The organism is Thermogemmatispora tikiterensis (assembly GCF_003268475.1).
In the GTDB taxonomy this organism is placed as follows: Bacteria; Chloroflexota; Ktedonobacteria; order Ktedonobacterales; family Ktedonobacteraceae; genus Thermogemmatispora; species Thermogemmatispora tikiterensis.
Map to the genome: position 1 here is coordinate 3,318,478 of NZ_MCIF01000002.1, position 22,707 is coordinate 3,341,184.

A 22,707-nucleotide genomic window follows, 5' to 3' on the forward strand; every position below is an offset into this window, starting at 1 on the left:
AACCTCAAAGGCTCCTCCTGCAATTCGACCGTACTCGTGCAATATGATGAAGAGATAACAAAAGAGCGACCAGCGCTAGACATGCAGCAGCCGTCTCCTGCGTCGTGCATTCTGCTCGATTCAGTATCCTCTTGGTTCTCTTCAGGTCAGGCGGATTGACGAGCGAGCGACCGAGCGAACAGACCGGTCTGGCATCCAGCCTGACTTCTCTCGCCCTTTCGGATTCTCGCCTCTGCTCAGGATGGTTATTGACGCAAGCCACCAGGAGAGGAAAGAATCTTCGAAGAAGGAGGGAAGCGGCGACGGTATCAGAAGACGGCAGCGAAACGTAGAAAGATCCGACGCGGATATTCGTGAAGATGCATGCCTCAGAAAGCAGCAAGGCATCATCAGAAACCACGGGAGCCCGTGATGGGAATCGAACCCATGACCACAGTCTTACCAAGACTGTGCGCTACCGCTGCGCCACACGGGCCAGACAGATCATCAGCGCATTGACACCAGGCGGCGGGCTATCTCTCCCCTCACTCAGCCACTGTTTTACCGCTCACTCACCTTCTCCACGCGCGCCCAGGTGCACCGCTGCCCTGCAGCCGCCTCTTCTCTCACGCGCTCACCTCATCTGAGCGTACGCTCTGATCGAGGCATGCCGTTGTTGCGCTGGTGGGCAGTGAGGGATTCGAACCCCCGTAGGTTTCCCAGCTGATTTACAGTCAGCCCCGTTTGACCGCTCCGGAAACTGCCCACGCGAAGCCACTCAGTTGTTGCCAGCCACTCGCTGTTTGGCTGACGTGACCATTATAGCTGACGGGGCAGATGATGTCAAGCACTTTTCTGGGAAGGTTGGCGAAGAGCATAGCGGCTTAGGAAAGTCTGGGGGCCTGCCATTGTCGCAGGCCAGTTTTGCTGGTATAATCTCCTGCGTCGAAGAAAATGCGCTTCCCCACCAGCACGGGTGTGACCCTCGCGCCAGCCTGCAGCAGCTCGGCCTGGGCCTAACGGTGCCGGGCGCTGTCTTCTGGTCAGGACGGAACAGGACGAAGGAAGGAAGAAGGAACGAGGTATTCTCTATGGCAACGAATTGCGACTTCAAGCGCTCTTCTTTGCTCGCTGAGCAGTATCAGCAGGAGATGGAGCTGATCTCTCAGGCCCTCCTGGAGGAAAGTGAGGAGGAACGCGAGGAGCGCCTGAGCCTGGTCGAGCGTTCTTGGTCCCTCACCAGCGCTTGCTTCTATGCCCAGCGCGAAAGCGGCGATACTTCCAGCCGCACCTCCGCCGTCTCCGCTCACCGCTTAGGGTAATGGCTCACCCGGCGCCAGATGCACGCTGGCCCTTTTTGTGGTATCATTCTCGTTACTGAGCACCATCTCAATTTATCACGTGATGTGTCAAGGTAGGGTGTCTGGATAAAACGCTATGCCTCATCCACCAGAGTTGCCGCCTGAAGCATTGACGTATCATACGCCTGTGCAGTTCGGCATGGTATACTGGGTGAATTTTGGCTATCCCGCCCTTCCCCCCGGCATCGAGGAGAAGCGCATCCTGGACTGGCACCCGGCGCTGGTGGTCTCCGCTGAGCCGTTCTGCCGCCACGCCGGCGCTGTCAATGTGGTCGCGCTAACGTCCTATCGGGGTAAGCTCCGTCCCTATCACCATCTGCTCTTGAAACGCGATTATCCTCTTCTGGATACCGATAGCCTGGTGAAAACGGAGCTGCTCTATCCCGTTCTGCGCACGCTGCTCGCGGATCAATACGCGATCTGCCGCCTCCACGATGCCGATCTCTACGCGATTATGGGGAAGATCGCCAATAGCCTGGGCATTACGATGTATTATTCTCTGCATTGACGTCGAGGACGCAACTGCCTGTGTGCACGTGAGCAAGCGTGGAAGGGTGTGAGCAAAGCAGGTTGCGCTCAGCCTTCAGCCTGACTGAGTGCGCTCCGTCCCGTCCCTGCAAGGCTTCGCCCCGATTCGTCGCGGCACTGGATTGCTGTGCACTCTCTTCTTCTCTGTTGAGGATGCTGCAATGTTGCGTCTTCTTCCTTCGATTAGCGCTCTGTTGCAGTCACCCGAGGGGCTGCAACTAAGCGCTGAGTTCGGGCGCCCTCTGGCGACGCGCGCTCTGCGCCAGGTGGTGGCGGAGGCTCGCGCCGCGCTCCGCCAGGGCGCTTCTTGCCCTTCACCCTCCGAGCTGCTTTCGGCAGCCCGCCGCTGGCTCGCGGCGACGCTCCAGCCCTCGCTTCGCCCGGTCATTAATGCCACCGGCGTGATTATTAATACTAACCTGGGTCGTGCTCCTTTGAGCGCTGCCGCCCTCCAGGCAATACAGACCGTGGCCCACGGCTACGCTAATCTGGAGTACGATCTGGAGGCCGGCGAGCGCGGCTCTCGCTCGGTGCACGCTGCCGCTTTGCTGCGTGAGCTGACCGGCGCTGAGGCGGCGCTGGTGGTGAACAATAATGCCGCCGCGGTCTTGTTAAGCCTGTCAACGTTGGCGGCGGGCCGCGAGGTGATTATTTCTCGCGGGCAGTTAGTGGAAATCGGCGGCGGCTTCCGTGTGCCGGATGTGATGCGCCAGAGCGGCTGCCTGCTGGTAGAGGTGGGCACGACCAACCGCACCCGCTTGAGCGATTATGCGGCGGCCATCTCAGAGCGCACTGCCCTGCTGTTGGCGGTCCATCCGAGCAATTTCCGCCTGACGGGCTTCGTGGAGTCTACACCTATCGGTGATCTGGTCAGGCTGGCTCATGACCATGGGTTGCTGGTCATGGAGGATCTGGGCAGCGGCTGCCTGCTTCCAAGTGAGCGCTATGGGCTGGCGCATGAACCAATGCCACAGGAGAGTCTGGCAGCGGGCGTTGATGTGGTCTGCTTCTCGGGCGATAAGTTACTGGGCGGACCGCAGGCGGGGATCATTCTGGGGCGCGCAGCGCTGCTGGAGCGCATTGCCAGGCATCCGCTGATGCGGGCGCTGCGGGTGGATAAGCTGACGCTGGCTGCCCTGGAGGCGACGCTGCGCCACTACCAGCGCGGCGAGGCCGAGGAGGCGATTCCCATCTGGCGGATGATTGCTCTCCCGCTGGCGCGCTTGCAGGAGCGCGCGGAGCATTGGGCGCGAACCTTGCGGGCCCAGGGCTTCGCGGCAAGCGTGCGCTCTGGGGAGTCAACGATCGGCGGGGGATCGCTACCGGGGGAGACGTTGCCCACGGCCCTGCTGGCTCTGGAGGAGGGAGAGGTGCCTTGCTCGCTGGAGGAGCTGGCGCGCCGCTTGCGCGCTCGCCCGGTGCCGATTGTGGGACGCATCCTGCGCGATGCGCTCCTGCTTGATCCGCGGACGGTCCTGGAGGAACAGGATGAGGAGCTGCTGAGTGGGCTGATAGCCTGTCTGCGCGGGATGTGAGTGCTCCACTTTCTTCACCCTTTAGCCCGGCTGGCTGGCGCGGCGCTCGCGTGCAGGCGGAGGCGCTCGCCGCGGGCCAGGGTTCCGTCAGGTTCAGCAACCGCAGCCCGGGCAGCAGCAGATCATCCAGAGCCGCAGTAAAGCGCCCGGGGAGCGATCTGTCCGGTCACAAAGGCGATCTGCAATAGAGGGCGCGCCGGCGCTGGCAGCAGGTCGAGGCGGGCCAGCCGGCAACATCGGCGAAGAGCGCGGTCACAAGTTTGCGTTCCTCGGGCATGCTCTCTGGCCCTCACGCCTCGGCTGCGCCTCTCGTCAGGCGCTGACTGAGGGCAGGCCTTAGCGCTCTTCTTCTTTCAGCATGCGGACGTAGCTCTGATAGCGCCGTTCATTGATCAGGCCATCCTTGACCGCCTGACGGATGGCGCAGTTGTCTTCATCAACGTGGAGACAGTCGGAGTAGAAGCATTCACCCAGGTAGGGTCGGAACTCAACGAAGCAGCTCGCCAGCTCCTCTTCAGGGATGTTCCAGGCGGCGAGGGCCCGAATGCCGGCGGAGTCGGCCAGCCAACCACCGCTGGAGAGCGGATAGAGCTGCGAGCTGGTTGTAGTATGACGCCCCTTGCCGGTGGCGGAGCTCACCATGCCGGTGCGTACGGCCATGCCCGGCTCCAGGGCATTGACCAGCGAAGACTTACCTACGCCAGAAGGACCGGTGAAGAGGGTAATATGTCCTTTGAGCAGCTCGCGCAGTTGCTCGATGCCCTGCCCAGTCTCACAACTGGTCCACAGAACCGTATAGCCGAGCTGCTGATAGAGGGCGGCAGTCTCTTCGACGCTCTTGTCATGCGGCAGATCAACCTTATTGAGGCAAATGATCGGGTGCAACTCGGCATGCTCGCAGATGGCCAGGTAGCGGTCAAGCATGCCAAAATGAGGCTCCGGCTGCGTGGTGGCAAAAACAATCACCACCTGGTCGAGATTAGCAAGCAGCGTCTGCGCCCGCGGATTGCTCTCGCGTGAACCAACATCGCGCCGCGCTAGCTCGCTCTGGCGTGGCAAGACCTCCTCAATCAGGCCAGTCTCCGCATCAAGCCGCCGCACCTTGACGCGATCGCCGACGCTCAGACGCGAAGGCAACGTCGCCACCTCTGCCTCCGCGCGCTGCTGACGCGCCAGGGGACCAGTAGCCTTGCCGCGCACGCTGCGTCCCCGGGCTGCCTCGGCGAAGGCCTTCTTCAGTTTGCCGCGGAGTGTGCAACGCAGCTTGCCCTGATCGGTATAGACCTCATAGATGCCGTGTGCTCCGCTAAGCACTATACCGGTCAGCAGTTCCATCTTGTACTTGCTGGCTTTCTTTCCTTCAGCACCCTCAAGCGTTCAGCGCCCTCAATCTTCTATCTATCATCGTATTGGCTGCCTTCCCGGCTCCCCAGGCCATGATATGCTGTGCCCAAGGCGGGATGAGACAGCGAAGCTCGCTGATTTCCGGCCTGCAATGATGGTCGATGAGCACAGAAGAGACAGTCATGGCTGCTCTTCGGCTCCCCCGTTCCGCAGCGCAGGCCAGAGAAGAGAGGCCCTTTTTATCTCTCCAGACAGATTACAGGAGAGACGGGCACTTTGTCAATGGACTGCGCTCTCAACGGCGAGCCTCCCTGCCCAAGAGCTGATCAGTTCCTACCTGCCAGATAGACAGGCGGTTTGCTTTTTCGCCCGCACTCCTCCCGCTGGCCGGCCAGGCCCCAGTGGCAGGAGACATTGACGTTCCCCACTCGCATGGGCTAGCCTGAAACAGCATTGCTTATTGACTGGCCGGTTTGCCTGAGTAAGAGCAAGCTGTCGTTGACATAGCTCTTGCTTAGAAGAGGAGTGGTAGTATGCCCTGGATAGTTGGCCTTGGAAGTGTGACGCTTGTGCTCGTTATTCTGCAAGATGCCTTTGAGGCTATAGTATTGCCTCGACGTGTCACTCACCGCTTTCGACTGACACGTTTGATCTTTCGAGTGAGCTGGTGGCTGTGGCGTCGACCCGCTCATCTCATCCACAATGGAGCGCGGCGCGAGTATTACTTGAGCCTATACGGGCCGCTCTCGCTCTTATTCCTCCTGGTAATCTGGGCCATAGGCTTAATCAGTGGCTTCGCCCTGCTGCAATGGAGCCTGGGCACGACAGTGCATGCGCCCGAGCAGCAGGTCTCGCTGGGTACCCTTTTCTACTTTAGCGGGACCACCTTCTTCACGCTCGGGCTTGGCGATGTCGCTCCGGCGGCGGGTCTGCCGCGTCTGGTGACAGTCATTGAGGCTGGTATGGGCTTTGGCTTCCTGGCTCTGGTGCTCAGCTATCTACCGGTCATCTATCAGGCTTTCTCGCGGCGCGAGGCCAGCATCGCCCAGCTCGATGCCCATGCCGGCTCGCCCCCCAGTGCCCTGGAGCTGCTACGCCGCCACAGCCAGGGGGAGCAGTTTCCAGAGCTGGTGCGACTGTTGCGCGAGTGGGAACGTTGGGCTGCCGAGCTGTTGGAGAGCCATCTCTCTTACCCTGTTCTCATCTACTATCGCTCACAGCACGAACGCCAGTCATGGCTGGCTGCCTTGACCACGCTGCTTGACACCTGCGCGTTGACCATAGCCTATCTGGATGACCTGCCAGCACAGACGGCCTGGTTTACCTTCGCCATCGCACGCCACGCCGCAGTCGACCTGGCTCAGGTCTTCGATGTGAAGCCGCGGCCCACCGGCGAGGACCGCCTGGCCGGCGAGGAGCGCGCTCGTCTGCTGGCTGCGCTGGAGGAGCTGGGGCTGGAGGTGTCACCAGAGCGCGAACAGCGCCTAGCCGAGTTACGACAGCTTTACGAGCGGTATATCCAGAGTCTGGCACGGCGCCTGGAAATGGCCTTGCCAGCCTGGGCGCCGGCGAAGGTCATCGATGACTGGCAGACCAGCCCGTGGGAACCTCTGGCCGCCAGCCGGGACACGCTGGCCTGGCAGCGTAAGATGCTCACGCTGCAAAGGAAGTTTGAGACTATGAAGTCAGGCGTTCAATCACCAGACGAGACCAGCGCCGGGTAAAGATGAGGCGCTCAGGGCCCGGCTCCTCAAAGCCAGAAACGTGCAGCGGGTAGACCCGCAGGCGCAGGTGCTCATCGCTTGGGAAAAGGAACCAGCCGGCAGGGCGGCCTGCCGTATCCCAGGTCCGCAGCAGAGAAAGCAGGCGGCGAGCCAGGTATTCGGCCCCACCGAAGCAGCGCACCATGATCTCACAGGCGGCCTGGCCGCTTTGGCCATTGCCACTGGCCGGCGGCCTCCAGCCCGGAGGCAGCGCGAGCAAGGCAATCTGATTGTCGGCCACGATTCCAATAGAGGTGCGTATCTCCAGGCCAGCGATTTTGAAGAGCCAGGGTAGCTCGGCCAGTGCTGAATGCTCGCGCTGAGCTACGAGACTACAGGCTGCCGGCTCGTGCTGGGAGAGCCAGGTGTTAAAACCGTAATGGACCTCATGCAGGCTGGCAAACACGCCACTAGGCAGATCGTACCAGGGACCGGTTAAGGCCCGATAGAGGGCCACCACATCCACCGGCTGGTAATTATTCAGGCGCAGCTGGAGCGCAGGGCCGGCCTCGGGTCCTGGCCCGAGGGCGAAGATACCCCCGGCCTCTGCGAAGGGGCCACGCAGCATCATAAAGGCGCAGCAACGCACCGAGATGCTCTCAAGATAGTCGCCTCGCCGCTCTAGAGCAACGGAAAACTGAGTATCACGGAGGACCAGCGGGAGCAGCAGGCGCCCGTCAGGCTTAAGCTGCTCGTACCAGGGCGTGGCAATATCACCCGACGCCACGGTGAGAATGATGCGGTCATAAGGGGCAGCGGGTGGATAGCCCTGGGCGCCATCCCCACAGATGACCCGCACCTGTCGGTAGCCGGCGGCTTCCAGATGGGCACGCGCCCCCTCCACCAGCTCCTCATCGATATCGACCGTCACAACGCTGCCGCTCTCACCCACGATATGGGCCATGAGGGCGGCGTTGTAACCGCTGGCGGCGCCAATCTCCAGTACGTGCTGACCTGGCTCCAGGCCAAGCTGCTCCAGCATGATGGCCATAATGGCTGGCTGCGAAGAGGAGCTGACACAGACGCCGTCGACGACTTTGAGAGGGATGACCTGGTCACGATAGACCTCTTCGGGGGGAACCCCTGGCAGGAAGAGATGCCGGGGGACAGCGCGAAAGGCCGCCTCGATACGAGCCGAGCGCAGGAAGCCACGCCCTTTCAGGTGCTCAACAAGGGCCTGCTGCAGCGTCTCCAGCTGGTCCCGAGGCAGGCGCAGGTCGCCCTGATGGACCGGATCAGGATCAGGGCCACGCACCGGACCAGCTTCCATAAGGCCCTCCTTTCCTTTCCTTCCTCCCTGTCTGCTGGTCAGGGAATATCTCGCCGATGCCAATCGGTCAGCTGCTGGTAGGCATGGGCAATTCTCAAGACGGTCGCTTCGTCGAAAGCGTTGCCCACTACCTGGAGGCCAAGCGGGAGGCCGGCCTGGCTAAAGCCACAGGGGAAAGCTACGGCGGGAAGACCAGCCAGGTTGAAGGGCAGCGTGAGGCGCAGCGAGGCAGTGGTAGCCTCCTCGCGCTGGCCTTCAATAGTAATCTCTTGATCGATCTGGGCAATGGGAATGGCCGGCATGGGTTGGGCGGGTAACACGAGCGCATCAACTCGCTGCAGTACCGAGCGCAGCTGCGTGGAGAAGACGCGCCGCTCCTGCTGGGCGCGGAGATAGTCGACAGCCCTGATCCGCTCACCCTCTTGTAGACGACGCAGAGTGAGGGGACCATAGAGGGCTGCGCGCTCGCTGAGCCAGCCACGCTCACGATGGGCAAAGGCCGCCTCGGGCAGCTGGATAGTGCGAAAGGTCGCCAGTGAGGGCCGGCTCAGCGACACCTCGCTGATATGGGCTCCAGCCTCCTGGAAGATGAGGACAGCAGCCCGCCAGGCCGCACGTACCTCCGGATCAAGGGGCGCGACGAAGTCCTCCGGCGGAAGACCAAGCCGCAAACCCTGCAGCGAGAGTGGCCCCCGTCCCTCGGGTCCTTCAATGAGCAGCGCCGAAGAGCGCGAGGGAGGACCAGAGACGCTCTCGGGATCACGCGGGTCGTAGCCGGCAATGGCATCGAAGATGAAGGCACAGTCTTCGGCGCTGCGCGCCAGCGGCCCAACGTGATCCAGCGAACGCGAGAGCGGTATGACTCCATGACAACTGACACGACCATAGGTCGGTTTGAGACCGGTGACGCCACAGCAGGCAGCCGGAATCCGAATTGAGCCGCCGGTATCCGTGCCAATGGCGCCGACGCACATACAAGCAGCAACCGCAACCGCTGAGCCTCCGCTTGAACCGCCAGGGACATGGTCGCGTTTCCAGGGATTGTGCGTCGGTGGCGTGAAGACGCCAAGACCGAATTCGTGGGTGTTGGTCTTCCCGATGATGATCGCCCCGTGCCGTCGCAGATGCTCCACAACACTCGCATCTTCGGGCGCCACATAGTCAGCCAATACTCGCGAACCGGCGGTCAGGCGCTCTCCCCGCACGGCAATAAGATCCTTGACGGCAATGGGGATACCATGCAAGGGGCCGCGGAAGAAGCCACGCCGCTGCTCGCGCTCGGCCTCTTCGGCTGCCTGGAGGGCCGCAGCGCGCATCACGGTGACAAACGCTTGTAGCTCACCGTCAAGAGCTTCGATGCGCTCCAGCGCCTCGCTGACGAGTTCTCCAGGGGTAGTCATTCCAGAGCGGATGTCATCCGCCAGCTCGCGAATGGATCGATAGAGCATGCTTCCCTTTCATGCTGCGCAATGCATTCTGCTTGCCCCAGGCAATGGGCGGCCACGCTTTCCTTCTATTGTACCACGCGCGGATCTGCCGCCACGCTCCAATCTCCCCCTCCTCACTCACAGCTCGTCCTCCCCCCAGGCTTCCAGCCAGCCAGACAGACAGACAGACAGGACACAGGAAGTCGCGCAGATAGCACTGGTCAGTAGAGCAGGCAGGCGAGGCTGACCACTCTATCCGCGCGACCGCTCCGCTCGCTCCTGGCTCTGGGAGCCTACGGCTGCCCGAGTCCGTGGGTCGCTTCCTGCCCTGGCTTCCAGCGCAGGTTTGGACGGCGCGCCGCCAACGCCTGGTCGAGCCGCCCCACTGGTGTGGTATGCGGCGCCGTCTTGACAACCTCGGGATCGGCGCGCGCCTCGTGAGCAATCTGACGCATGACCTTGATAAAGTAATCCAGTGTCTCACGCGTCTCGGTCTCGGTCGGCTCGATCATCATCGCTTCGTGGACAATGAGCGGGAAGTAGACCGTGGGGGCATACATGCCAAAGTCGAGCAGGCGCTTGGCAATGTCGTTGGCCGTAACACCGCTCTCTTGCTTTTGGCGCTGAGCCGTGGCGACAAACTCATGCTGGCAGAGCCGCACCTGGGGGAAGGCGATTTCGTAGTCAGACGCCAGCTCGTGACGCAGATAGTTGGCATTGAGAATGGCGCTCTGGGCCACACGCAGCAGGCCATCAGGCCCGTAGGTGCGGATATAGGCGTAGGCTCGTACGAGGACCCCGAAGTTGCCAGTGTTGGCGCGCACTTTGCCAATCGAGAGCGGCCCCGGATCAGCCCAGTAATAGTTGCCTTGCTCGTCTCTGGCCGGCAATGGACCAGGCAAGAAGGGGACAAGGTGCTCTTTGACGCCGATGGGTCCTGCGCCCGGCCCACCACCTCCGTGGGGGGTACTACAGGTCTTGTGTAAATTGAAATGCACGACATCGAAGCCCATATCGCCCGGGCGTGTGATGCCCAGCACGGCATTGGCATTGGCCCCATCGTAATAGAGTTGCCCCCCCGCCTCATGCACCAGACGCGCGATCTCGACAGCGTTGCGGTCAAAGATGCCCAACGTATTGGGATTGGTCAACATAATAGCCGCCACCTGCCGCCCCTGGCTATCAAGTAGCGAGCGCAGACGCTCCATATCGAGGCCACCGGTCGCCGGATCGGTCTTGATCTCGACGGCACGGTAGCCAGCCAGGGTAGCGCTGGCGGGATTGGTACCGTGGGCATTATCGGGAATGAGCACCAGATTGCGATGGCCCTCGCCGCGGTGTTCATGGTAGGCTTTGATAAGCATCAGACCGGTCAGCTCACCATGCGCACCCGCCGAGGGCTGTAACGTCACACGCGCCATGCCAGCGATCTCAGCCAGATACTGCTCCAGCTCGTACTGCAGCTGGATCGCCCCTTGCACGGTGCTCTCAGGCTGCAAAGGATGGAGCAAGGCAAAGCCAGGCAGGGCGGCCATGTCCTCGTTCAGCTTGGGGTTGTACTTCATCGTGCAGGAGCCGAGCGGATAAAAGCCGGTATCGACGCCAAAGTTGCGCTGCGACAGATGGGTATAGTGGCGCACGATCTCGATCTCGCTCACCTCGGGCAGCGGGGCCGGCTCCTGGCGCAGTAGATGGGGCGGCACCAGACTCTCCAGCGGCTCCGCAGGAACGTCGAGCGCTGGCAGCGTCGCAGCGCGTCGTCCGGGGGCGCCTTTTTCAAAAATCAGCGGCTCTACGCTCATGCTGCCACCTCCTTGAGAGCCGCCACCAGGCGGTCGATATCATCGCGAGTGCGCATCTCAGTGACGCAGAAGAGCATATGATCAGCCAGATCAGGATAATCGCGGCCCAGGTCATAGCCGCCGATGATGTCGTACTGCAAGAGGTGCTCCTGTAAGCGACTGGCCGAGATCGGGAGACGGATCACGAATTCATCAAAGAAGGGACTGCTGAAGGCAGGTTCGAAGCCGGGCAGGGCACTGATCTGGCGCTGGGCGTAGTGGGCCTTGTGCAGACAGAGAGCTGCCAGCTCGCGCAGGCCCTCCTTGCCCAGGGCCGCCATATAGATGGTGGCGCCGACAGCCAGGAGCGACTGATTGGTACAGATATTGGAGGTCGCGCGCTCACGGCGAATATGCTGCTCGCGCGCCTGCAGCGTCAGTACATAGCCGGTCTGCTTGGCACCGCCCTCCTCGACGGTCTGCCCGACCAGACGCCCTGGCATCAGGCGCAGGAAGCGCTCACGCGCGGCCAGGAAACCAAGGGCCGGCCCGCCGAAGCTCATCGGATTGCCGAAACTCATCAGCTCGCCAACAGCGATATCGGCCTGGTACTCCGCCGGTGAGGCCAGCAGACCAAAAGAGGCAGGCTCACTGGTGACGCTGATAAAGACGGTGCGGCTCTGACGATGCACGAGCGGCTCGATAGCTTTGACATCCTCAATACAGCCAAAGAAATTCGGTTGCTGGATGGCTACGGCCACGGTCTCCGGCCCAACGGCAGCCTCCAAAGCGGCCAGCGAGGTGACGCCGTTCTCCGTGGCTACCTCACGCACGCTGAAGCCGCGCGCATGGGCGTAGGTGCGCAGAACACGGCGATATTGAGGATCAACACCGGCAGAGACGACTACTTCTCCCTGACCACCGGGGCCAAGGGCCATGAAAACGGCCTCGACGAGAGCGGTGGCCCCATCGTAGAGGGAGGCATTGGCAATGTCGAGACCGGTGAGCTGACAGACCATTGTTTGAAACTCGTAGATGGCCTGCAGCATCCCCTGGCTGACTTCCGGCTGATAGGGCGTGTATGAGGTCACAAACTCGGAGCGCCGCTGTAGATGCGGGACAACGCTGGGAATGGCGTGCTCATAGGTGCCGGCACCCAGAAAGGAGATTACCCGATCAAGGCTCTTGTTCCTGGCCGCCATGCCCGTCATCAGCCGCTTGAGGTCTGGCTCGGCCAGGGCCGGCGGCAGATTGAGGGGACGGCGCAGGCGCACCTCCTCGGGCACCGGCTCTAATAAGTCCTCCAGCGATTGCAAGCCCAGGCGCTCAAGCATGGCCTGCTGCTCCTGGGGCGTGTTCGGTATGTATCCCATCGTAACTTCATCTCCCGAACGACGAACTGGGAATCAGGGTGGTCAGACTCGATGCTCACTGGCCCGCTGAAGCATCCCCCATCGACTGCTCTGCTTTCAGGCTAAGGCTCAGGACATCCAGACATCTGACCAGTTGTGACAAAGGTGGCCCGCCAGCGCGGGCGACGCTGCAGCTGCGCGCCCTCTCTTCGCCTCTCCCAGTGGCTGGTCTAGCAGACAGGGCTATCGAGTGGCAGGTAGGCGAGTGAGAAGCTGCAGAATAGCGGCATAGGCGGAGCGGGCCACAGCGAGCGAGCAAGTTTCAGTTAGTCAGGCAGTCTGACAGGCAGGCAGTCAGCGCCCTTCGAGATAGGCAATGTACTGCTCAGCGGTCATGAGATCATCCAGTTCTGCCGGGTTGCTCAGCTTCACCACCAACATCCAGCCATCTCCGTAAGGCTGTTCATTGACCAGCTCAGGATGATCCTTCAGCAGCTCATTGATCTGCAGGACCTCGCCACTGATCGGTGCTACCAGCTCTGAGGTGGCCTTCACGGACTCGATGTCGCCGAACTTCTGATCGCGGCCTATCTGTTGGCCGGGTGTCAGAGGGATTTCGACATAGACAACGTCGCCGAGTTGGTCCTGGGCGTAGTCCGTGATGCCGATGGTCGCCTGGTCGCCCTGGACGCGGACCCACTCATCGGTTTTGCTGTACTTGAGGTCAGCCGGATGGTTCAGGCTCGCCATATCCTCTGTCTCCTTCTGCTCTGATCAGCGTTTCACTCCTGGTCAGCTCGCAGCGCAGGCCAGGGCCTTCTTGCTTGTCCAGTCCCTGACGATGGTGTTGCCTGCGCGCCCAGCTCCTTACTTGCGGCGCTTGTAAAACGGCAGAGTCACGAGGCGCGCGGCCAGGCGCCGATCGCCAATCTCGACCTGCACGAGGCGCTCGGGGATCGCGCGAGCTGCCTCGACATAGCCCATGCCGATGCTCTTGTTGAGCGTTGGACTGGGGGCGCCGCTGGTGACCACACCGATGGCCCGCCCGTTAGCTCCACTGCTTCCGCTTTCGCCGCCAGTGTCGCTGTCATAAATAGTATAGCCGCCACGGGGCACCCGGCGCTCCACCATCTCCAGCCCCATGAGCTTGCGCGCCGGCCCCTGCTCGCGGACCTGCAGCAGGGCCTCACGGCCAATGAAGTCACCTTTTTCAAATTTTACCGTCCAGGCCAGGCCGGCTTCCAGAGGATTGGTCTGCTCTGTCAGCTCATGGCCGTAGAGACAATAGCCAGCCTCTAGACGAAGGGTATCGCGCGCACCCAACCCGGCGGGCACCAGGCCACGCTCTTTCCCCGCCGCGAGCAAGCGCTCCCAGAGCACAGGGGCCTGCTCCGCCTCGCAATAGAGTTCAAAACCGTCCTCGCCTGTATAACCGGTGCGCGAGATCAGGCAGGCCAGCCCCGCCACACTGCCCGGCAGGCAGCGATAGTAGCGAATCGTCGCCAGGTCAACGGATGCCAGGGGCTGGAGAATGGCCTGGGCCTCCGGTCCCTGCAGGGCCAGCAGGGCTGTTGCTTGTGAGCGATCTGCGATCTGGAGAGCGCTGAAGCGCTGGGCCTGCTCCTGGAACCAGGCCAGGTCTTTGGCAATGTTGGCCGCGTTGACGACGACCATGTAGCGCTCGGCCTCCAGACGGTAGACAAGCAGGTCATCGATGACGCCCCCCGTAGGCAGGCAGAGCGTCGTATAGAGCGCCTGGTTGATGGCGAGTCGCCCGACATCATTCGGGACCAAATACTGGAGAAACGGCAGCGCCTCCGGGCCTTCAACCTGGAATTCACCCATGTGGCTGACGTCGAAGAGGCCAGCCCGCGTGCGCACGGCTCGATGTTCCTCGAGGATGCTGCTGTATTGCAGCGGCATCTCCCAGCCTCCAAATTCGACCATGCGCGCCCCCAGGGCCTGATGCTGCTCATAGAGCGGTGTGCGTTTGAGAGGAGCTGCTGCGGCTTGCTCTGCTGTCATCGTTGACTCCTTGGCAAGGTTCGAGGCTTGGCTTGGTGTGCCTGCCCGATTGACGCTTCCACTATAACAGATTTTGCCGACAGCGTCGAATCGCCTTCTTCCTTCTACAGGGCAGGGCTGGCTCCAGGCACAGACCAGCTCGCTCGACCCCGGACCGGAAACCGCACCTCCGTTAGTAGTCGAGCAGATTCTGCAGCTCTTTTTCTGACTGTTTGCTCAAGGGGATCATTGTCTCCTGGGGATCGTCGAGCTGGAGCGTGTAGCTGTTGCGCGTGAACTGGATAACGGCCTTGATATGCTGCAGGTTGACCAGGTAGGCGCGATGGGCTTTGAAGAAGCCTCGCCCGCTCAGGCGCTGCTCCAGCTCCTGCAGCGTGAGATTAGTGGTGGCTTCTTCACCGGAAACGGTGCGCAGAATGGTGCGACCATCGCGGCTGGTGGCATAGAGGACCTCAGCGGGATCGTAGAGCATGATGCGATCCTCACGACGCGCTGTGACCTTGTAGGGGACATAGCGCGTCGGCGCCGCCGTCCCCTCTTCCCCTCCCTTGCTTTCGCTCCCGCCAGAGCGCGCCGCATAGCTATAGTCTCCACTGATGCGCCCGGCCTCCAGCTCAATGACGCGCGTACAGAACTTGCCCGCCCAGGCAAGGTCTCTGACACCGATCAGCACGGCGCTACCCTGGGCGGCCAGATTCTGGATGAGATGAGCGAAGAGCTGGGCAGTATCCCAATCGACGCGCTCCACCGGCTCGTCAAGCAGCGCCAGGGCCGGCTGCAGCAGCTGTAGGTGAGCGAAGGAGAGACGACGCCTGGCCGAGAGTGAGAGCTTGCTGATCGGTTGCCGTACCTGATCGCCCAGGCCGACCGCCGTCAACACCTCATCGATGCGTCGAGAGGGGAGAGCATGGAGCGTGCAGAAGAAAGCCAGAAACTGCCGCGGGTTCAAGCGCTCATAGAGCAGATCCTCCGCAAAGAGCAAGGCGACACGAGTCCGCGCCCGGCGGTCACGCGAGAGATCGCGCCCGTCCAGGATGATACTTCCTCCGCTGGGCTTGAGCTGGCCGGTCAGCATGCGCAGCAAGAGGGTCTTGCCACAGCCCGAAGGACCAACCAGGGCCACGATTTCCCCCGCGCCTATCTGGAGATGGGGAATGGAAAGCACGGTTCGCCCCTCAAGCGTCTTCTCCAGCCGACAGATCTCTAACAGCATAACGCTCCTTCCTCTCACGACGCGGCAGCCGGGTCTGAATCGAGCGATGACGATTCTCGCAGATCATTATACAGGAGAGCCGGCCCGGGCAGAAAGAGCAGATCCAGGCCTCTGGTAGACCCCTGTCGTCAGCCAGAGCTGCGCCATTCATGTCAGCCTGTGCTCCACTCAGCCTCAATCAGCGACCATTCACCCCCGCAGAACAGCCTCTTAGGACTCCTATGACGCCAGCCAGCCCTTTTTTGTGGCGTTGCGCGGCAGCAGATGGTACAGTCAGCTCAGAGCCATCCGCCGGGTGGCAAAGATCCAGGCAGACAGACAGGCAGACAGACAGGCAGACAGACAGACAGAGAGGCCGTTAACAATCTAGCGATAAGAGTGAAGAGTGAAGAGAAGAAAGGAGATCCCAGCGTGGAGCACCAGTTTGAGCCGGAGCTGATGATCGAAGCCCATCAGCTGCGGCGCACCTTCGGCCAACGCCAGGCCGTCGCCGACCTGAGCTTGAGCGTCAGACGCGGCGAAATCTTCGGTCTGCTCGGCCCCAATGGGGCCGGCAAGACCACTACCATCCGCCTCCTCAGCGGGCAGATTATCCCTGATAGCGGTTGGGCGCGCGTAGCCGGCTGCGACGTGGCCCGAGATCGCCTGCGTCTGAAGCAGCGCATCGGCGTCGTCTTTGAGGAGCAAAACCTCTACGAACGGCTCTCGGCGCGCGCCAATTTGCGCTTCTCCTGCTGGCTCTACGGCCTGCCAGAGAAGCGCATTGACGAAGTACTGACCTTAGTCGACCTGCGCGACCGCGCGCGCGAGCCAGTGGGGAAGTTCTCCCAGGGCCTCAAGCAGCGCCTGCTCATTGCCCGTGCCCTGCTTCATCAGCCATCCGTCCTCTTCCTTGATGAGCCAGGCCGTGGTCTCGACCCCATCTCGGCGCATACCGTGCGCCAGGTCATTCGGCAGCTGAGCGAAGCCGGCACCACGATCCTGCTGACCACCCACCTCATGGAAGAGGCCGACCAGCTCTGTCAGCGTGTCGCTTTCATCGTCAACGGGCGCCTGGTCGCTAACGATACCCCGCGGCATCTGAAATTGCAGCACGGCAAACGCCTGCTGCAGGTCACTCTGGAAGAGCAGCAGGACCACAGCCGGCGCCTGTGCGACATCACCCTCAAGCTAGATGATGTTGGCGATCAGCAGCGGCTGACGCGCTGGCTCAGCGAGGGACGGGTCCGTGCTCTCCACACGCAGGAGGCCAGCCTGGAAGAGGTCTTTTTCCGCGTCGCCGGCGTGCCGCTATCCTAGCTGTCATCTTCTTCGTTATCGTCCAGTCAGCCTGGCAGAAGACAAGAGCAATGCACAAATTTGCTTCAGGGAGGGTTATCACTATGCACCTGCGCAGCATGCTGGCCATTGCCCGCAAGGATCTCATCGATATCGTCCAGAACAAGGCGACGCTCGTCGGGCTGCTTATACCTATCTTCATGGCCGTGCTCTTCAGCCTCATTAATAGCCTCATTGGTGGAACACCAACGCGCCTGCTCATCTACAACCCAGGCCAATCGCCGATTGAGCATATCGTCAGCGCCGCTTTCTCGACGCCCACCATCACGCACGCGGCCAGCGCTGCCGAGGTCGAAGCGGCCTTTGGTCCTGACGGAGTCCACAAGCAGTCTTCCTACGCGCTCGGTCTGATCGTTCCCCCCACCTTAGAGAGCGACCTGCGCGCGGGCCGCCATCCGCAGCTACAGCTCTTTATCAACGGCGATAGCATTGGGATCACCCAGCGCACCCTACTGGCTCAAGCCCTGACCGATTACGGGCGCCAGGTCGTCGCGCCCGAGCCGCCGCTGGCCGTCGTCACCAGCACGATTAATCCGCCTCAGCCGAGTACCTTCAGCGAAAACAGTAAAGCCTTCTTCGTCATGTACGTGCTCGTCATGACCATCATGAATGCCACCGGTATCGTACCGGGCCTGATCATCGAAGAGAAAGAAAAGAAGACCCTGCGGATGCTGCTGGCCTCGCCGGTCTCTTTCGGCGACATCATTGCCGGCAAACTGCTGGTCAGTCTGGTTTACCAGGTGCTACTGCTGGCACTGGTCTTTCTTATCATGCAGGGATTAACCGGCAACCTGCCCTGGCTGCTGCTTTTCCTGCTCATCGGGGCCTGCCTGACCAACGCCATCGGTCTGCTGATCGGCTGCCTCTTTAACACCGTCTCGGCCTCGGGAGCGGTTGGGGGTATCCTCATCTTCTTTTTCATCGTGCCAGCACTTTTCGTCGGTCCATTAGGGCAGTTTATTCAGAACCAGTCTTTCATGACGATCATCAAGGCCATTCCGGTCTACTACCTGGCCGAGGGTATCTACAACGCCTTGACCGGCCAGACGCCAGCCACGACAATGTTAACCGATCTGGCAGTCATCGCCGGAACGACTCTGCTGCTCTTCATGCTGGCCGCCTGGAGCCTGCGTCAGCAGGCGGCAGTCGCAAGCAGCATCTAGCCTCAAGGAAGGGAGAGATTCGGGCTGATCACCGGTCACGGTCCAGCACGGCCCCGCTCAGCTGGCCCACAATCTGGCCCCTACCACAGGCACCAGGCTAATGACAACAGACACAGCTTGTGATATCCTGTCTTCGCGACAGGAAGAGCGCGAGCACAGCAGACGCTACCAGCGGCGGCGAGCCAGCAGGCCGCCTCAGCAGCCTGCACGCCCCTGCCGCTTGCGCGCTTCTGCAGTGGAAACAGGAGAACAGACCGATGCCGACAGCAATCTGGGGGGAGCCGGAGCCAGAGCGCAATGAGGCTTATCCGCTAGCAACCCTGAAGCAGCTGGTGCACCAGATGATGGGGCATTTCGCGGCACAGGGAGCGTGTCTAGCGCTGTATGATACCCTGCTAGGGCAGATGGTTATCAGGCTCCACGTGCGTCTGCGCAACGGAGGCGCAGGGGGCCAGCCCAGTCTGAGTCTGAGCACAGGCCAGAGCGGCGCGGAGAGCGTTCATCGCGTCGGCAGGCGAACAACTATCAATCTGCAAGATCCTTCTTCCTCAGCGGTCGGACGTCTGAAGCGGACACCCGGGCTTCAGGAGGAGCTGGAAGATGTACCGCCGCTGCCAGGGAGCCTCTTCCCGGTCGGCAGTCGCTATGCACCAGGCCAGGACCTGATCGGCTATACCTGGCGTGAGAATCGCTCCTGCATCATGGAGCATGAAAGCTACGTTTATGCCTTTCATGGGCAGCACAAGACGCCATTAAACCTTGACATCCGACCCTACTGGTATTTTGCCGCCCCCATTCAGGAGCCGCCACTTGCTCAGGAAGAGAGCGGCCAGCGCGCGGCGCCTCAGCCGCAGGTTCTGGGGGTTGTGGTTCTCTACAAGCTGGTGCCCTCGCCCGGCTTTGATCTCAAGCAGCGCCAGGAGGTCCACACCTTCACCGAGCGCATGGCCCTTTATCTGGAAAACCATCGTCTGCGTCAGATCCAGCGCCGCACCAGCGAGCACCTGCAATCGCTGCAGCAGCTCAGCGCCATTTTTCCGTCGACCGTCAATCTCGCCTACCTGCTGGAGCAGGTCTATCAGTTCACACGGCGTATCGTCGACGTCTCGGCCATGCTGGTCACCCTCTACGATCGCGATACGCGCATGATCTATGATGTTTACGCGGTCTGCGATGGCCGGCCTGTCGAGGGTTTGCCGACCGAATCCGTGGAGCCGCGCACCCGGCGGCAGTGGTGGCGCGTCACCCAAGAAGAGAAGCGCACACTGCTGCTTAGCCCGGCCCATCTGCGCCAGCATGAATACGACGAGCTGCTGCAAGGCGTCTGGGGCGACCAGCGTCAGGCCGAGTCGTTCCTCCTGCTGCCTATGAAAATGTTCAACCGCGTCATCGGCTCAGTCAGCCTGGCCAGCCAACGGCCCAACGCCTACCGACACGAGGACATCCAGGTGCTGGAGACGATGGTCCAGATCATCACCGTCGGGATCGAGAACGCGCGGCTCTACGAGCGCTCTCGACGCCTGCTGCGCAAGGCCCGGCAGCGCGAGGAGTCGCTGGCCGCCATGAACAGCGCCCTGCAGTCCATCAGCCTCGTGCTCAATGTACGTGAGATGCTCGACAACTTCGTGCGGGCCGTCGCCAACCTTGTTGAGGCAGAGATCGGCGTCTTCTTTCAGCTGTCACCCGATGGGCAAGAGTTGATTGCTCAGGCCATCTACGCCCGCAGTAACAAAGGGGCCAGCAATGAAGCGCTCTCCTTCATGCACGCCGATAGCGAGAAGGAGCGCGAGCTGATCGAAATGATTCGCCTGCCCTTCAAGGGGTCCCTCCTGGAGCGCATGGCGAGCGAAGGAGCCTTCTTCTATCTCGATGGCACTCTGGCCGAAGAGCTGGCACAAATGGCTAGCGAGGGAGGGGCCATCTTCCTGCGCGAGACCCAGATTCAGCGCATGATCATGATTCCGGTCCAGTACCAGACCGAACTGATGGGTCTGCTCTCCCTCCACACGCCGCACCAGGACCGCGTCTTTCAGCCCGAAGAGATCGGCATGCTGCTGGCTCTCTGCAGTCAGGCCGCCAGCGCCATCCGTAACGCCCAGCTCTTCGAGCAGATTCAGGAGGCCAATGCCGAGCTGCAGCGCATGAACACGCTCAAGGATGAGTTTATCGTGACCGCCTCCCACGAGCTGCGCACCCCGCTGAGCGCCATCAGTGGCTATGCCTCCTTGCTCAAGCGTCAGAGCGCGCGCGCCACGCCGCAGCAGATTCTCCGCTTTGCCAGCAAGATTGCGGCCTCCGCTCAGCAGCTCAGTGCCCTGGTAGCCAACATGACCGAGGCTGCCAATATGGATGCCCTGGGGCGCAAGCTGGAGCTGCATCCCAGCCCAGTCGAGCTGCGCACCGCTGTACAGATGGCGGTCAGCATTCTGAGCATCAATATCGAGCAGGAGATCCAGGTCAACGTGCCCGAGGACATCTGGCTCTACTGCGATCCGCAATTGCTGCGCCAGGTGCTGACGAACCTGCTTGATAACGCCGCCAAATATTCGCCGCCGGATAGCCAGATCGAGATCCGCGTGCGCGAGATGACGCTGGGCGAGGTGCCGCTCCCCGAGGAACAGGTCGATCATGAGGCCCTGATCGAGAAAGGGGCCGACCTGCCGGTGGCCGTGGTGAGCGTCTGCGATCAGGGCGAGGGCATCCTTCCCGAGGAACAGCACAAGATCTTTGAGAAGTTCGTCCGCGCCTCTCGGACGTTGACAACGCCCGTACGTGGCTCCGGCCTGGGCCTCTATATCTGCCGCCGCTTTATCGAGGCCATGGGAGGCAAGCTCTGGCTGGAGCGCAGCGTGCCCGGCGAGGGATCAATCTTCAGCTTCTATCTGCCACGCACCAGTCCACCCCCAGAAGTCCGCGAACAGGAGGAAGAGTCGGCCAGCGACCATGACGAGCCAGCTTAACGTGCTGATTGTCGATGATGATCCGCTCATCCGCGAGATGATGATCGATATTCTTGAATTCGAGGGCTACCGCCTGCGCACAGCCCGCAACGGCGAGGAGGCGCTGCAGGTGCTGCTGGGCGAGGAGCGCTACGTGGTCTTTCTGGACCTGATGATGCCAGTGATGGATGGCAGCACGCTCTGCCGCAGACTGGCCGCTCAGCCAGAGCTGCGCCGCCGCCACCGCATTATTCTGATGTCGGCGATGGACCGCCTGGCCGGCGCCTCTCCCCTGCAGGCCGACGGCCTGATGCCAAAGCCCTTCTCGGTCGAGGATGTCTTGCAGGCCCTCGCCCCTTTCCACTCACTCTCCCCATGAGCGTTGCACCCTCCTATTGCTGTCCGTCTCCCCCTGTCCTCTGTTGCTCTATTGCCTACAATAATATATGAAAGACAACAGAGAGCCAATGTTGACCGGGAGCGGCCTGCATGAATCCATCCAGCATGTTTACTGCCTTGAGCATCTTTACAACGTTTGCCAGCATCATTCCCGTTTATCACTTTATTTATCGCTTCCTGCATATTGCTCCCTGTCTCCAGGGAGAGGGGCCTGGCCTGCTGATCTACCCCCGGCGTCCAGCCAAAGAGGAGCAAGGCTATCAGGCAGAAGCTGCGGCGCTAGCGCGACGGGGAAGCATGTACTTCCGCCGGGGCCAGCCTCAACGAGCCATCGAGCTGTACAGCCGCGCCCTCGCTATGGCAGGCGACGAGGCTGTGCTCTATCTGCGCCGTGGGGAAGCCTGCTATCAGGCTGGCCAATATCAACAGGCCCTGAGTGACTGTGAACAAGCCCTGCGTCTTCAACCGGCACTGGCCGAGGCCCATTATCTGCGCGGGCGCATTTGCACCCGCCTGGCTGCCTATCAGCAGGCCCTGAGCAGCTATACACGGGCCCTGGAGCTTGATGCGGGTCTGGCCACTCTCATCTACCCGGAGCGGGCGGCTCTCTATCAACGGCTCAAAGATCCCCATGCAGCCCTCCACGACTACTGTCGCGCCCTGGAGTACAGTCCGCACGAGGCCTCGCTGATCTTTCAACGGGCCTTGGTCTATCTGCAGCTACGGGAGCCGCGTCAGGCCATCGTCGATCTGAATAGCGTGCTGCAGGCCCGTCCAAACTTTGCCTGTGCCTACCATTACCGCGCTCTGGCCTCTCTCTACTTGCAAGATCTTGCTGGGGCACGCCAGGACTGCCAGCGGGCCACAACCCTCAATCCAATGCATATCGATCACGGCTGGCTGGCCTGCTGGGTGACCCTGTGCGAAGAGCGTCCCAATGAGCGACTTGCAGAGCGCCTGCAAGCCCTGGCTCGCACCGCTCCCGAGCAGTACGTGGCTCTGCTCTGCCAGGCAGCCAGTGCCTGGATACGGGGAGAGCAGGCCGAGGCCCAGGCGGCCATCAGCCGGGCCCAGACCGCCGCTGGCGCCGATGAGCACTGGGGGGCGCCCTTCTGGCAGGCCGTTATCTGGGTAACATCGGGACACGAGGCCGAGGCCCACCAGGCACTTCGCGAGGCCCTCATCCGCGGGCTGCCCCTGCCGCTGCTCTCCCCGTTGCGCTGGGCCAATCCAGGCTTCTATGGCCATTACGCCCGCGCTCTGCTGGAAGCCTGAGCCAGGCCAGAGAGC

The 22,707-nt window shown here is 61.6% G+C and carries 17 protein-coding genes and 2 tRNA genes; 9 read left to right on the forward strand and 10 right to left on the reverse strand.

Going from position 1 to position 22,707, the window contains the following annotated elements; translation table 11 throughout:
- Positions 1–403: 403 nt before the first annotated feature.
- Positions 404–475 (reverse strand) — tRNA-Thr (locus tag A4R35_RS13375).
- 186 nt (positions 476–661) lie between these two features.
- Positions 662–745: transfer RNA gene (locus A4R35_RS13380), tRNA-Tyr, on the reverse strand.
- Between the two features lie 325 nt (positions 746–1,070).
- Between A4R35_RS13380 and A4R35_RS13385 the strand changes: the two genes are divergently transcribed.
- The 3 genes from A4R35_RS13385 (at position 1,071) to selA (ending at position 3,403) form a co-directional block, all read left to right on the forward strand.
- Complete coding sequence (locus tag A4R35_RS13385; protein ID WP_112430148.1) at positions 1,071–1,301, forward strand: hypothetical protein; 231 nt, start codon at positions 1,071–1,073, stop codon at positions 1,299–1,301.
- 115 nt (positions 1,302–1,416) lie between these two features.
- Entirely contained in the window at positions 1,417–1,848 is a 432-nt protein-coding gene (locus A4R35_RS13390; protein ID WP_052887442.1) for a type II toxin-antitoxin system PemK/MazF family toxin, read from the forward strand.
- A gap of 181 nt (positions 1,849–2,029) precedes the next feature.
- On the forward strand, positions 2,030–3,403 hold the full coding sequence (gene selA / locus A4R35_RS13395) for an L-seryl-tRNA(Sec) selenium transferase (RefSeq protein ID WP_112430150.1): 1,374 nt from the start codon (positions 2,030–2,032) through the stop codon (positions 3,401–3,403).
- A gap of 336 nt (positions 3,404–3,739) precedes the next feature.
- Here the strand turns inward: selA and rsgA are convergent, their stop codons facing one another.
- On the reverse strand, positions 3,740–4,738 hold the full coding sequence (rsgA, locus tag A4R35_RS13400; RefSeq protein WP_112430152.1) for a ribosome small subunit-dependent GTPase A: 999 nt from the start codon (positions 4,736–4,738) through the stop codon (positions 3,740–3,742).
- 542 nt (positions 4,739–5,280) lie between these two features.
- Between rsgA and A4R35_RS13405 the strand changes: the two genes are divergently transcribed.
- A complete protein-coding gene (locus A4R35_RS13405) occupies positions 5,281–6,471 on the forward strand; it encodes a potassium channel family protein (protein WP_112430154.1) in 1,191 nt (396 codons plus the stop codon).
- On the opposite strand, the gene fxlM is transcribed toward A4R35_RS13405, so the two are convergent.
- From fxlM to A4R35_RS13440, 7 genes are all read right to left on the reverse strand, one after another.
- Positions 6,425–7,780: a methyltransferase, FxLD system gene (gene fxlM / locus A4R35_RS13410; RefSeq protein ID WP_112430156.1), complete on the reverse strand. Its 1,356-nt coding sequence runs from the start codon at positions 7,778–7,780 to the stop codon at positions 6,425–6,427. The two genes, A4R35_RS13405 and fxlM, sit on opposite strands and share 47 nt — an antisense overlap.
- A 38-nt stretch (positions 7,781–7,818) precedes the next feature.
- A complete protein-coding gene (locus A4R35_RS13415; protein ID WP_112430158.1) occupies positions 7,819–9,228 on the reverse strand; it encodes an amidase in 1,410 nt (469 codons plus the stop codon).
- Between the two features lie 272 nt (positions 9,229–9,500).
- The gene (gene gcvPB / locus A4R35_RS13420; RefSeq protein WP_112430160.1) at positions 9,501–11,009 is read right to left on the reverse strand and encodes an aminomethyl-transferring glycine dehydrogenase subunit GcvPB; all 1,509 of its coding nucleotides are present in this window, start codon (positions 11,007–11,009) and stop codon (positions 9,501–9,503) included.
- Positions 11,006–12,361, reverse strand: a complete 1,356-nt coding sequence (gcvPA, locus tag A4R35_RS13425) for an aminomethyl-transferring glycine dehydrogenase subunit GcvPA (protein ID WP_112430162.1) — start codon at positions 12,359–12,361, stop codon at positions 11,006–11,008. Before gcvPA ends, gcvPB begins: the two co-directional genes overlap by 4 nt.
- Positions 12,362–12,694: 333 nt before the next feature.
- Positions 12,695–13,081, reverse strand: coding sequence for a glycine cleavage system protein GcvH (gcvH, locus tag A4R35_RS13430; protein WP_112434190.1), 387 nt, complete (start codon positions 13,079–13,081; stop codon positions 12,695–12,697).
- Positions 13,082–13,207: 126 nt separating this feature from the next.
- Positions 13,208–14,365: a glycine cleavage system aminomethyltransferase GcvT gene (gene gcvT, locus A4R35_RS13435; protein WP_112430164.1), complete on the reverse strand. Its 1,158-nt coding sequence runs from the start codon at positions 14,363–14,365 to the stop codon at positions 13,208–13,210.
- Between the two features lie 172 nt (positions 14,366–14,537).
- Entirely contained in the window at positions 14,538–15,578 is a 1,041-nt protein-coding gene (locus A4R35_RS13440; protein ID WP_112430167.1) for an ATP-binding cassette domain-containing protein, read from the reverse strand.
- A 411-nt stretch (positions 15,579–15,989) separates the two neighbouring features.
- On the opposite strand from A4R35_RS13440, the gene A4R35_RS13445 reads away from it, so the two are divergent.
- The 5 genes from A4R35_RS13445 (at position 15,990) to A4R35_RS13465 (ending at position 22,692) form a co-directional block, all read left to right on the forward strand.
- On the forward strand, positions 15,990–16,877 hold the full coding sequence (locus tag A4R35_RS13445; RefSeq protein WP_223258329.1) for an ABC transporter ATP-binding protein: 888 nt from the start codon (positions 15,990–15,992) through the stop codon (positions 16,875–16,877).
- A gap of 83 nt (positions 16,878–16,960) precedes the next feature.
- Positions 16,961–18,079, forward strand: coding sequence for an ABC transporter permease (locus A4R35_RS13450; RefSeq protein WP_189361777.1), 1,119 nt, complete (start codon positions 16,961–16,963; stop codon positions 18,077–18,079).
- 257 nt (positions 18,080–18,336) lie between these two features.
- A complete protein-coding gene (locus A4R35_RS13455) occupies positions 18,337–21,039 on the forward strand; it encodes a sensor histidine kinase (protein ID WP_112430171.1) in 2,703 nt (900 codons plus the stop codon).
- On the forward strand, positions 21,023–21,397 hold the full coding sequence (locus tag A4R35_RS13460; protein WP_112430173.1) for a response regulator: 375 nt from the start codon (positions 21,023–21,025) through the stop codon (positions 21,395–21,397). The genes A4R35_RS13455 and A4R35_RS13460 overlap by 17 nt, the downstream gene beginning before the upstream one ends.
- A gap of 110 nt (positions 21,398–21,507) precedes the next feature.
- Positions 21,508–22,692 carry a tetratricopeptide repeat protein gene (locus A4R35_RS13465; RefSeq protein ID WP_112430175.1) on the forward strand — a complete coding sequence of 395 codons (1,185 nt, stop codon included), beginning with the start codon at positions 21,508–21,510 and terminating at the stop codon, positions 22,690–22,692.
- The last annotated feature ends 15 nt before the right edge of the window (positions 22,693–22,707 follow it).